This window comes from Micromonospora sp. NPDC049048 (assembly GCF_043197615.1).
Taxonomy (GTDB): domain Bacteria; phylum Actinomycetota; class Actinomycetes; order Mycobacteriales; family Micromonosporaceae; genus Micromonospora.
Map to the genome: position 1 here is coordinate 357,942 of NZ_JBICTM010000004.1, position 11,799 is coordinate 369,740.

The window sequence follows — 11,799 nt, forward strand, 5'->3', positions numbered from 1 at the left end:
CGCGGCGGCGGATGACGCAGCAGATGTTCGCCGACCGGCTCGGCAGGTCGAAGAGCTGGGTGGACAAGACCGAGCGGGGCGTACGTCCGCTCGACCGGTACCCGGTGATCCAGGAGATCGCCCGGGTGCTGCGCGTCGATCCGCTGGTGCTGCTCGGCGAGCGCCGCCCGCCGCCGTCGACCGGCCAACCGGACGGCGTGGACGGTGTGCGGGCCGCTCTCGCCCGTTACGACGATCATTGTGGGACCGCGTCGGTGGCGGAGACGGGCCGGCACGTCGCGCACGCCTGGCTGACCTACCAGCATGCGCACTACGCCCAGGTGGTGCGCCTGCTGCCGAGGCTGCTGCCCGCCGCGCAGGGTGTGCGGGCGCAGGCGCCGGGGTTGCTGGTGCAGGCGTACCGGATCACGTCGTCGGTGCTGGTGAAGCTCGGCGAGGCCGACCTGGGGTGGCTGGCCGCCGACCGGGCGGCGGGGGTGGCGGGCGGCGACGCGGTGCTGGCGGGGGCGGCGGCCGTGTCGGTCGGTCAGGCGCTGCGGGCGCTGGGCCGCGACCGGCTGGCGTTGGTGGCGACGCTGGCCGCCGCCCGCCGGGTCGGGTCCGCGTCGGAGCCGGTGCACGGCGCGTTGCTGCTCCAGGCCGGGCTGGCTGCGGCCGGTTGCGGCGACACCCGCAGCGAGGAGCTGATCGGGCGGGCTGTCGACCTGGCGGCGCGGGTCGCCGCTGACGACCCGCACCGGACCGGCTTCGGGCCGGGTGCCGTGGAGGCGGCCCGGGTGGTGGCGGCCATCGAGCGGGGGGACGCCGGGCAGGCGCTGCGCCGGCACGAGCAGACGGTACGCCGGGAGGCGTGGCGGCGGCTGCCGGCCGAGCACCGGGCCGCCTACCTGGTGGACGTGGCGCGGGCGTACCTCCAGGTCGGTGACCTGTCGGGGGCGGGACGTGCGCTGGTCGAGGCGGACGCCGTCGCGCCCGCCGAGGTCCGGTGCCGGCCGCTGGCGCGTACGGTCATCGCGGAGGTCGCCCGGGGTCACCCGGCGCCGGCCGACGTCGCGCGCCTGGCGACGCTGGTCGGCCTGACCCGCTGATCGCGCCGGCCAGCCGTTCCTGGCCGGATGTGGCCATCGTCGATCGAGCCGAGGCATTGGAGCAGAGGCGGAACGCCTACGGCGAGGTCCTGGAGCGCTGCCGGGCGGCGGGATGCAAGTAGTGAGCGCTTCCCAACAGGTGGTGGGCGCACTCCTGGCGTTGGCGCAGCTGGGCAACGGCGACCGTTCACCCGGTTGGCTGCCGGGTTCCTGCCCGGTAGTGTCCGGAGGTGCTTCCCTCGAAGCCATCGGGCGAGCCGACACGGCGAGCTGACCTGGGGACGCGTATCCCATCCGTTCCAGGTCACGGAGGCGCTTCCCATGTCGTCCTTGCCGCAAGCTGTGCCATTCACCATCGACGTGCCCGACGACGTGTTGACGGACTTGGCCGAACGGCTGGCGCGTACCCGTTTCCCCCAGCCCACCGCGGCCGGATGGCGTGCCGGCACGGACCCGGACTACCTGCGTGAGCTGGTGACGCACTGGCGCAGCGACTTCGACTGGCGTGCCCGGGAACGCGAACTCAACGCGGTGCCGCACTACACCGCCATCCTGGACGACCGACGTGTGCACTTCGTGCACATGCGTGCGGCAACCTCCACCGGTTCCTCCGCCCCGCTGCCGCTGGTGCTGACCCATGGCTGGCCGAGCAGCTTCGTGGAGATGTTGCCGCTGGCGGCCCGGCTGACCAATCCGGCTGCCTACGGCGGCGACCCGGGCGACGCCTTCGATGTCGTCGTTCCGTCCCTGCCCGGCTTCGTGTTCTCGGAGCTGCCGCGTCACGGCCCGGTGACCCCTCCGGTCGTCGCTGACCTGTGGGCCCGGCTGATGACTGACGTCCTGGGCTACGACACATTCGGCGCGTACGGCGGCGACATCGGCTCTCATGTCACCGGTTTTCTCGGTGCCAGACACCGGCAGCGGGTGGTCGGGATCCACACCCACCATCCGAGCCTGCACCCCGTTCTCGACGAGACCCAGCCGCTGTCCGCCGCCGAGCAGGCATACCTGGAGACGCGATCGAACGAGCACGACGGTGGCGATGACGGTTACGCCGCCATCCAGAGCACCCGGCCGGACACCCTCGCCGCGGCTCTGCTCGACTCCCCAGCCGGCCTGGCCGCCTGGATCGTGGAGAAGTACCGGGCCTGGAGCGACTGCGACGGAGACACGGAAGCACGGTTCAGCAAGGACCTGCTGCTCACCATGGTGACCCTCTACTGGGTCACCGGGACGATCGGCTCGTCCTTCAGGCCCTATTACGACGACTCTCGGACTCCACCTCTGACCGATGTCGACGTGCCGGCAGGAGTCCGGCTCACGCGGGAGGACCACAACTACCCCCGCGAGTACGCCGAGCGCGTCTATCGCGATCTGCGCCAGTGGCGCGGTCCCGCGCGCGGAGGCCATTTCCTGCCCCTGGAGGAGCCCGACATGCTCGCCAACGACCTGCGGGACTTTTTCCGGCCACTGCGCGGCGGAGCGTGAACGCCCTTTCCCGGTACGCAGTCGGAAATGTGGAAGCGACACCGCCTGGCCGACGCGTGAACTGAGAAGGGCTCAATTGGCGGCGGTGGGATTTGCGTCGCATGGCGAGGCTGTTATTCGAGCCGGATTCGCTTTGTCGCCGTCGACTGTGAGCCTTTTCGGTCGCCAACGAGTCAGTGTCAACTACCTGCCATTCCACCAGATTGCGATCAGAGTAATTCGATCGCTAAAGACCGTGCCGTCCGGTCCGGCACCCACGGCCTGCAGGTGCAGTAGCGCGTCGAGGGACTCGACGTCAGCGGCGCGCTGGGCGGCTTGGAGTTGCCGTTCCGCGGTGAGGAGATCCATCCACCGATCCTCCGCAGCGCGCCGCAACAGGACAAGCGGGTTTGCTCGCGGCAGAACGGCGACGTCAGCCCGGTAGGGCGTTCGCGGCACAACCGAACCTCGGCACGACCCTGGTCGGCCCAACCGAGAGGGCCAATGAAGTCACGGTCCGCCGAACGCCCACGCGTGGACCTCGATCTCGGCGTACCGGTCCGGGGTCAGCACGGCACGCGCCTCATCCGGGTCCTCCGCCCGGACCAGCGCCGCCGTGCCCAGCCACCTGACACCGTCGTCCGACAGCAGCGGCCCGTACGCGATCAGCTCGTCCCGGTCCGCGCTCGCGTCCAGGTCGGCGGCCTCCCCCGCCCCGAGGCCGAGCACGAGGTACCGGTCACCACCCGTCCGGCCGCCCGGGAAGTCCCACATGGTGCGCCCCAGCGTGTTGTGCCACCGGCGCAGCAGCACGTCCCGGTACGCGCCGGCCTGGTAGTTGGGCTCGTCGAGGGCGAACGCCCGGGCGGCGGCGGGACCGGGCAGGTCGACGATGTGCACGCTGCCGGTCGGCGTCTCCCCGTCAGCGGCGAACGTCGGCCCACGGGCGATCATCCGCTCCGCGTACCGGTCCATGTAGGACCAGTGCTCCTCGCGCAGCTCCTTGCGCAGAGCCAGGGAGTCGCGCCGGTCGCGGTGATAGCAGAAGAACTTCGTACCGCAGATCCTGACGCCGGTGCCGAAACCCGGGGCGGGTGGGGCCGTTTCCCGCGCGTAGCACCGGATCTGTCACCCGTCGGTCGTACGCTCGCCGGCATGACGACGATGGAAACCCACACCCTCGCCGTGCCCGGCGTCGACCTGGTCTACGACGTACGCGAGCCCGTGTCGGCCCCCGGCGGGCACCGGACGCTGCTCATGATCGGTCAGCCGATGACGGCGGAGGGCTTCGGCGCGCTCGCCGCCCACTTCACCGACCGGACGGTCGTCACCTACGACCCGCGTGGCCTGGGCCGCAGCGTCCGCAGCGACGGCCGGTCGGACCACAAGCCGCAGCAGCAGGCGGCCGACCTGCACCTGCTGATCGAGGCGCTCGGCACCGGACCGGTCGACGTGTTCGGCAGCAGCGGCGGTGCGGTGACCGGGCTCGAACTGGTCACGGCCCACCCCGGCGACGTCGGCACGCTGGTGGCGCACGAGCCGCCGATCAACTCCGTGCTCCCCGACGCCGAGGCCGCCGAGCGGGCCCGGACCGCCTTCTACGAGGCGTACGAGGCGAAGGGAATGGGCGCGGGCATGGCCGCCTTCATGGCGTTGGCCTCCTGGCAGGGCGAGTTCACCGACGACTTCTTCGCCCAGCCCGCGCCCGACCCGGCGGCGTTCGGCCTGCCGACCGAGGACGACGGCTCCCGCGACGACCCGCTGCTGTCGAAGGCGTCCTGGGCGGTCACCGACTACCGCCCCGACGCGGCGGCGCTCACCGCCGGTCCGGCCCGGGTCGTGATCGCGGTCGGCGAGGAGACCACGGGCACCTACACGGCGCGTACGGCCGTCGCCACCGCGGCGCTGCTCGGCCAGGAGGCCGTGGTGTTCCCAAGCCACCACGGCGGTTTCCTCGACGGCGAGTTCGGCTACGCGGGCAAGCCCGCCGAGTTCGCGGCCAAGCTGCGCGAGGTGCTCGACGCGGGCTGACCAGCGCCGGTCAGAGCGCCACGATCGCCGCCGTCTCGGCGGGCAGCTCGATGCGGTCGCGGGTCACCGACACCCCCTCCCCCGTGGCCAGCAGCACCCGGCGCGCCACCCCCGGCAGCGTGATCCGCTGTGGCTTGGCGGCCAGGTTCGCCGCCACCAGGCACTCGCCCCGGCGCATCACCAGGAACTGGTCGCCGTGGCGGACGTCGACCCGGTCCAGCCGAGGATCGGACAGGTCGGCCCGGCTCTTGCGCAGCGCGATGAGCCGCTTGTGGAACTCGTACATCTCGCGGTGTTCGGGTTTGTCCAGCTCGGCCCAGTCGAGCCGGGAACGGACGAAGGTCTGCGGGTCCTGCGGGTCCGGCACGTCGCCCTCCGGCCAGCCGTGGGCGGCGAACTCCCGCTTGCGGCCGGTGGCGACGGCGGTCGCCAGCTCCGGTTCGGGGTGGCTGGTGAAGAACAGCCACGGGGTGCTGGCCGCCCACTCCTCCCCCATGAACAGCATCGGGGTGAACGGGGCGGTGAAGAGCAGCGTCGCGCCGACGCGCAGCAGCCCCGGGGAGAGGGTGGCGGAGATCCGGTCGCCGGTGGCCCGGTTGCCGATCTGGTCGTGGTTCTGGAGGTACGCGACGAACCGGTGGCCGGGCGTGCGCTGCCGGTCGACGGGCCGGCCGTGCTGGCGGTTGCGGAAGCTGGACCAGGTGCCGGCGTGGAAGAACCCGCCGGTGAGCACGTCGGTGAGGCATTCGAGGGAGCCGAAGTCGCCGTAGTAGCCCTGCCGCTCGCCGGTGAGCAGGGTGTGCAGGGCGTGGTGGGCGTCGTCGTTCCACTGGGCGTGCAGGCCGAAGCCGCCGCCCTCCCGGGGCGTGATCAGCCGGGGGTCGTTGAGGTCGGACTCGGCGATCAGCGACAGCGGCCGGCCGAGGTGGGTGGCGAGCGCCTCGACCTCGATGGCCACCTCCTCGAGCCATCCGGTGGCGCGGGAGTCGGGCATGGCGTGCACGGCGTCGAGCCGCAGCCCGTCGACGTGGTAGTCGCGCAGCCACATGAGGATGCTGTCGGTGATGTAGCGGCGTACGCCGTCGGAGTGCGGGCCGTCGAGGTTGACGGTGCGGCCCCAGGTGTTGCTCTGCTCGGTGAGGTACGGCGCGAACATCGGCGCGTAGGCCCCGGAGGGCCCGAAATGGTTGTAGACGACGTCGAGGATCACCCCCAGCCCCTTGGCGTGGGCGGCGTCGACCAGTCGTTTCAGGCCGTCGGGGCCGCCGTAGGGCTGGTGCGGGGCGAACCAGCAGACCCCGTCGTAGCCCCAGTTGTACTCGCCGTTGAAGGCGTTGACGGGCAGCAGCTCGATCATGTCGACGCCCAGGTCGACGAGGTGGTCGAGGCGGCCGATGGCGGCGTCGAAGGTGCCCTCGGGGGTGAACGTGCCGACGTGCAGCTCGTAGAGGACGGCGCCGGGCAGCTGCCGGCCGGTCCAGGCCTGGTCGGTCCACACGAAGGCGGCGTGGTCGTAGCGCCGGCTCGGCCCGTGCACGCCGTGCGGCTGCCAGGGCGAGCGGGGGTCGGGCAGGGCCCGGTCGTCGTCGTCGAGCAGGAAGGCGTAGTCGGTGCCGGGGCCGGCGGCGGGCACCTCGACCCGCCACCAGCCGTCCGAGCCGGCGCGCATCTCGTGGTCGGCGTCGCCCGGCAGGCGCAGCCGGACGCGGGCGGCCTGCGGCGCCCACACCGTGAACTCGGTCATGAAGCCTCCACGGACTCGATGGTGGGAGCCAGCAGCGCGACGGGGTAGGTGGCCAGCAGGTCGGCCAGCGGGGTCTGCCCGCCACTGTAGGCCCGGCCCGTGAACAGGTCGGTCATCTCGTGAACGGGAAGTGACAGAGTCGTGTCGTCCCAGCCGCCGGCGCGGGCCAGGCCCAGCGGCAGCCGGGTGGCGACCGCGACGGCGCCGCCCCGGTCGAAGGCGAGCGCGTGCCGGCCGGCGCGCCCGTGGGCCGGCACCGGCCGGTAGCCGGTGAACAGCTCCGGGCGGTCGCGGCGCAGCCGCAGCGTGCGCGACACCACGAGCAGCTTCGCGGCGCCGTCCGCGTCGACCGGCGGGGGCGGGCCGGCGTCGAGGCGGGCCAGCAGCTGCCGGCGTACGGCGAAGTCGACCGGGCGGCGGTTGTCGGGGTCGACCAGCGAGTTGTCCCACAGTTCGGTGCCCTGGTAGGTGTCGGGGACGCCGGGCATGGCGAGCTGCACGAGCTTCTGCCCGAGCGAGTTGGACCAGCCGGCGGGGGCGATCTCGGCGGCGAAGGCGGTCAGCTCGGCGTGCAGCTGCCGGTCGTCGTACATGGCGTCGACGACGGTGTGCATGGCGCGTTCGAAGGCGGGGTCGGGGTCGGCCCAGCTCGTCGACACCGACGCCTCGCGGGCGGCCTTCTCGGCGTACGCGTGCAGCCGTTCCCGCTCGATCGGCCAGGCACCGACGGCGGTCTGCCAGAGCAGGTGCGCGAAGGCCGGGTCGGGCAGCGGCGCGCGGGCCGTCCACCGGGCGATCAGGTCGGCCCAGCGTCCCGGCAGTTCGCTGAGCACGGCGAGGCGGGCCCGGACGTCCTCGGCGCGCTTGGTGTCGTGGGTGGAGAGGGTGGTCATGCTCGCCGGCCAGCGCACCTGCCGGGCGGCGGCGAAGCGGTGGAACTCGGCCGGCGGCACGCCGAAGTGGGCGGGGCTGCCGCCGACCTCGTTGAGTGCGACGAAGCGGCTCCACCGGTAGAAGGCGGTGTCCTCGACGCCCTTGGCCATCACCGCGCCGGTGAGCTGCGGGAAGCGTGCCGCCAGCTCGTCGTCGGGGTCGCGCAGCCGGCGGGTGAGGGCGTCCAGCGTGGCGGTCAGGTCCGGGCGGCGACGGCCGGCCTCGGCGCGGGCGGCGGCCAGGTGCCGGGTGCCGTGCGGCGGGTAGCCCCGGTAGACGGCGAAGGCGGCGGCCAGCTCGGCCAGCGCCGCCCGGGCGGCGTCGCGGTCCACGTCGGGCGCGAGCGCGGCGAGGCGGGTCAGCTCGGCCGACAGCAGCCGGGTGGCGGCGGCCAGCTTGGTGTCGTGGGTGAGGTCCTGCCAGGAGGTGTGCCGGCCGACGAGGTGGGTGTCGAGGGCCGTGAAGTCGCCCTCGGCGTCGGGGTCGACGAAGAGCCCGCAGACGGCGGCGAGGGCGTCGTAGCCGGTGGTGCCGTCCACCGGCCAGTCCGGCAGCTCCTCGCCGTACTCCAGGATCTTCTCCACCACCAGCCACGCGTCGGGCGCGGCGGCGCGCAGCCGGGCCAGGTAGGCCGCGGGGTCGCGCAGCCCGTCGGGGTGGTCGACGCGGATGCCGTCGACCTCGCCGGCCGCCGCCCACCGCAGGACCTGCTCGTGGGTGGCGGCGAAGACCTCCGGGTCCTCCACGCGCAGCCCGGCCAGGTCGGAGACGGCGAAGAACCGGCGGTACGTCAGCTCGGCGTCGCCGCGCCGCCAGGAGACCAGCTCGTAGTGCTGCCGGTCGTGCACCTCGCGGGGGTTGCCCTGGTCGGCTCCGCCGACGTCGCGGCCGTCGCCGGTGCCGTCGGCGATCGGGAAGCGGTGCTCGTGGTAGCGCAGTTCCCCGTCGGCGAGCTTGAGGTCGTCGAGCGCGTCCGGGGTGTCGGCGAGCACCGGCAGCAGCAGCCGGCCCCGGTCCCAGTCGATGTCGAACCAGCCGGCGTACGCCGAGTCGCGGCCCCGGCGCAGCACGTCCCACCAGGCGGGGTTGGCGGCGGGTACGGCCACCCCGGCGTGGTTGGGCACGATGTCGACGACGAGGCCGAGGCCGGCGGTGCGCAGCGCGCGCAGCAGCCGTTGCCGGGCCGCCTCGCCGCCCAGCTCCGGGTTGACGGCGCGGTGGTCGACGACGTCGTAGCCGTGCGCGGAGCCGGGGGTGGCGGTGAGCAGGGGCGCGCTGTAGAGGTGGGTGACGCCCAGGTCGGCCAGGTAGTCGGCGAGGCCGGCGGTGGCGTCGAGGTCGAAGCCGGGGCGGACCTGCACGCGGTAGGTGGCGCCCACCCGGGCGGCCGGTGCGTCCGTGGGATCGGCGTCGGGTCGGGGGGTGTGCGACACGTCAGGCCGTCCTCTCCAGCACCACCACGCACCGGTCGGGTACGCGCAGGGTGCCGCCCGCCTCGACCACCGTGGGCTTCTCCGGTTCCGGTTCCGCGGTGCTGATCACCAGTTCCCAGTGCCGCCCGAACTCGGGGCCGGGCACGGTGAAGTCCAGTGGCGCGTCGTGGGCGTTGAAGCAGAGCAGGAAGGAGGCGTCCACGTGGCGTTGGCCGTACTGGCCGCGTTCGCGGATGCCCTCGCCGTTGACGAAGAGCGCCACCGAACGGCCGAAGTCGTTGCCCCAGTCCTCGCCGGTCATCTCCCGCCCGTCGGGGGTGTACCAGGCCAGGTCGGGCAGGGGTTCGTCGACGAGGCGGGAGCGCACCGGCAGGCCGGTGAAGAAGCGTCGCCGGCGGAACACCTGGTGGCGGCGACGGAAGTCGACCAGCTTGCGGGTGAACTCCAGCAGGTCGGGGTCGGCGTCGTCCCAGTCGACCCAGGCCAGCTCGCTGTCCTGGCAGTAGGCGTTGTTGTTGCCGCGCTGGGTGCGGCCCAGCTCGTCGCCGTGGCCGATCATCGGCACACCCTGCGACAGCATGAGGGTGGCCAGGAAGTTGCGCTGTTGCCGGGCCCGCAGGGCGCGTACGGCCGCGTCGTCGGTGTCGCCCTCGACGCCGCAGTTCCAGGACCGGTTGTGGCTCTCGCCGTCGCGGTTGTCCTCGCCGTTGGCCTCGTTGTGCTTGTCGTTGTACGACACCAGGTCGCGCAGGGTGAACCCGTCGTGGCAGGTGACGAAGTTGATGCTGTGGAACGGGCGGCGCCCGTCGTCCTGGTAGAGGTCGGCGGAGCCGGAGATGCGGGAGGCGAACTCGGCGAGGGTGGCCGGCTCGCCGCGCCAGAAGTCGCGCACGGTGTCGCGGTACTTGCCGTTCCACTCGGTCCACACCGGCGGGAAGTTGCCGACCTGGTAGCCGCCGGGCCCGACGTCCCACGGCTCGGCGATGAGCTTGACCTGGCTGACCACGGGGTCCTGCTGCACCACCTCGAAGAAGGTGGAGAGGCGGTCGACCTCGTAGAACTCGCGGGCGAGGGTGGCGGCGAGGTCGAAGCGGAAGCCGTCGACGTGCATCTCGGTCACCCAGTAGCGCAGCGAGTCCATGATCAGTTGCAGGGAGTGCGGGCTGCGGACGTTGAGGCTGTTGCCGGTGCCGGTGTAGTCGACGTAGTAGCGGCGGTCGTCCTCGCTCAGGCGGTAGTAGCTGGGGTTGTCGACGCCCTTGAAGCTCAGCGTCGGGCCGAGGTGGTTGCCCTCGGCGGTGTGGTTGTAGACCACGTCGAGGATGACCTCGATGCCGGCGGCGTGCAGCGCCTTGACCATGCCCCGGAACTCCTGGACCTGCTGGCCGAGGTGCCCGAGCGCCGAGTAGCCGTGGTGCGGGGCGAAGAAGCCGATGGTGTTGTAGCCCCAGTAGTTGCGCAGCCCCAGGTCGGCCAGCCGGTGGTCGTGCACGAACTGGTGCACCGGCATCAGCTCGACGGCGGTCACCCCGAGCCTCCTCAGGTGCTCGATCATCGGCGGTGAGGCGAGGCCCGCGTACGTGCCGCGCAGTTCCTCGGGGATGTCGGGGTGGCGCATCGTCAGGCCGCGTACGTGTGCCTCGTAGATGACCGAGTGGTGGTAGGGGATGCGGGGCGGGGAGTCGTTGCCCCAGTCGAAGTACGGGTTCACCACCACGGACTTCGGCATGAACGGCGCCGAGTCGGTCGTGTTCATCCGCTCCGGGTCGCCGTGCTCGTAGTCGTAGACGGCCGGGTCCCACCGCACGTCGCCGTCGACCGCCTTGGCGTACGGGTCGAGCAGCAGCTTGGCCGGGTTGCAGCGCAGCCCGTTCGCCGGGTCGTACGGCCCGTGCACGCGGTAGCCGTAGCGCTGGCCCGGCTCGATGCCGGGGATGTACGCGTGCCAGACGTACGCGTCGACCTCGCGCAGCTCGACCCGCCGTTCCGCCCCGGTGTCCCACTCGTCGAACAGGCACAGCTCGACCCGTTCGGCCACCTCGGAGAAGATGGCGAAGTTGGTGCCCATCCCGTCGTAGGTGGCCCCCAGGGGGTACCGCTCACCCGGCCAGACCTGCATGTCGCTCCCTCGCGCGAGATCATGAGCGCGGCACCGCACCCTGAGCGCACCACACGACGGGGGCCGGGTGGCGCGCGTGCGGGTATTGCCCCGCGCGCTCCGCCGCCAATCCACCCGATCGGACGATCATCGGGATACACCCGGCTGGTAGGCACTGGCCGTCCCCTGCCCTGGACGTCATCCTTGCCTGCCCTCCCGGTACCACGATCGGCTCGGACGAGCGGTCAGGATCTTGCGTCTGCACTGGTCAAGTCGTTGATCGTCGGCCAGACTCGCAGCATCCGGCGGGGACGAGGTCCAGGGGAGGTGTGGGTGCGGGTACTCCTGGTCGAAGACGATCTGCGGGTGGCGTCCGCCCTCGCCAAGGCCCTGCGCCGGCGGGGACACGAGGTGGTGTCGGCGCTGACGGCCGCCGAGGCGATCCAGGCCGACGCCGTCGATCTGGTCCTGCTGGACCTCAACCTGCCCGACCGGGACGGTCTGGAGGTCTGCCGGCGGCTGCGGCAGGCCGACGAGGATGTCGCGATCATCGCGGTGAGCGCCCGCGCCGAGGAGCACGACCGGGTGGCCGGCCTGCGGGCCGGCGCCGACGACTACGTCGTCAAGCCGTTCTCGATGGTGGAGTTGCAGGCCCGCATCGAGGCGGTGACGCGTCGCACCACCCGCAGCGCCCGCAGCAGGAGCGAGTTGCGGGCCGGCAGGTTGCGCATCGACGTGCACGCCCGGCAGGTGTGGGTGGGCGAGCGGGAGGTCAGCCTGGCCCGCAAGGAGTTCGACCTGCTGGTGGCGCTGGCCCGGCAGGCCGGCACGGTGGTGCCCCGCGACCGGTTGCAGTTGGACGTCTGGCAGACCACCTGGGGCACCCGGCACAACCTCGACGTGCACGTCGCGGCCCTGCGGGGCAAGCTCGACGACGCCGGTCTGGTCGAGACGGTACGCGGCGTCGGCTACCGGCTGCGTACCGCTTGAGGACCTTGCGTTACC

General features: G+C 72.4%; 9 protein-coding genes. 4 read left to right on the top strand and 5 right to left on the bottom strand.

What is annotated here, in order from left to right; genetic code table 11:
- Window positions 1-11 precede the first annotated feature (11 nt).
- Window positions 12-1,088 carry a helix-turn-helix domain-containing protein gene (locus ACGFIG_RS16310; RefSeq protein ID WP_393003788.1) on the top strand — a complete coding sequence of 359 codons (1,077 nt, stop codon included), beginning with the start codon at window positions 12-14 and terminating at the stop codon, window positions 1,086-1,088.
- A gap of 321 nt (window positions 1,089-1,409) precedes the next feature.
- Window positions 1,410-2,576, top strand: coding sequence for an epoxide hydrolase family protein (locus ACGFIG_RS16315; RefSeq protein WP_393003790.1), 1,167 nt, complete (start codon window positions 1,410-1,412; stop codon window positions 2,574-2,576).
- 183 nt (window positions 2,577-2,759) lie between these two features.
- Here the strand turns inward: ACGFIG_RS16315 and ACGFIG_RS16320 are convergent, their stop codons facing one another.
- Entirely contained in the window at window positions 2,760-2,924 is a 165-nt protein-coding gene (locus tag ACGFIG_RS16320) for a DUF4440 domain-containing protein (RefSeq protein WP_393003523.1), read from the bottom strand.
- Window positions 2,925-3,065: 141 nt separating this feature from the next.
- Complete coding sequence (locus ACGFIG_RS16325) at window positions 3,066-3,620, bottom strand: YciI family protein (RefSeq protein ID WP_393003792.1); 555 nt, start codon at window positions 3,618-3,620, stop codon at window positions 3,066-3,068.
- A 90-nt stretch (window positions 3,621-3,710) separates the two neighbouring features.
- Between ACGFIG_RS16325 and ACGFIG_RS16330 the strand changes: the two genes are divergently transcribed.
- The gene (locus ACGFIG_RS16330; RefSeq protein ID WP_393003525.1) at window positions 3,711-4,586 is read left to right on the top strand and encodes an alpha/beta fold hydrolase; all 876 of its coding nucleotides are present in this window, start codon (window positions 3,711-3,713) and stop codon (window positions 4,584-4,586) included.
- A gap of 10 nt (window positions 4,587-4,596) precedes the next feature.
- Here the strand turns inward: ACGFIG_RS16330 and treZ are convergent, their stop codons facing one another.
- The 3 genes from treZ to glgX are packed head-to-tail and all read right to left on the bottom strand — an operon-like array spanning window position 4,597 to window position 10,815.
- Complete coding sequence (gene treZ / locus ACGFIG_RS16335; protein WP_393003527.1) at window positions 4,597-6,330, bottom strand: malto-oligosyltrehalose trehalohydrolase; 1,734 nt, start codon at window positions 6,328-6,330, stop codon at window positions 4,597-4,599.
- Window positions 6,327-8,642, bottom strand: a complete 2,316-nt coding sequence (gene treY, locus ACGFIG_RS16340; RefSeq protein WP_393003794.1) for a malto-oligosyltrehalose synthase — start codon at window positions 8,640-8,642, stop codon at window positions 6,327-6,329. The genes treZ and treY overlap by 4 nt, the downstream gene beginning before the upstream one ends.
- A gap of 55 nt (window positions 8,643-8,697) precedes the next feature.
- A complete protein-coding gene (gene glgX, locus ACGFIG_RS16345; RefSeq protein WP_393003529.1) occupies window positions 8,698-10,815 on the bottom strand; it encodes a glycogen debranching protein GlgX in 2,118 nt (705 codons plus the stop codon).
- Between the two features lie 312 nt (window positions 10,816-11,127).
- Here glgX and ACGFIG_RS16350 point away from each other — a divergent pair, with 312 nt between their 5' ends.
- A complete protein-coding gene (locus tag ACGFIG_RS16350; protein WP_393003531.1) occupies window positions 11,128-11,784 on the top strand; it encodes a response regulator transcription factor in 657 nt (218 codons plus the stop codon).
- The last annotated feature ends 15 nt before the right edge of the window (window positions 11,785-11,799 follow it).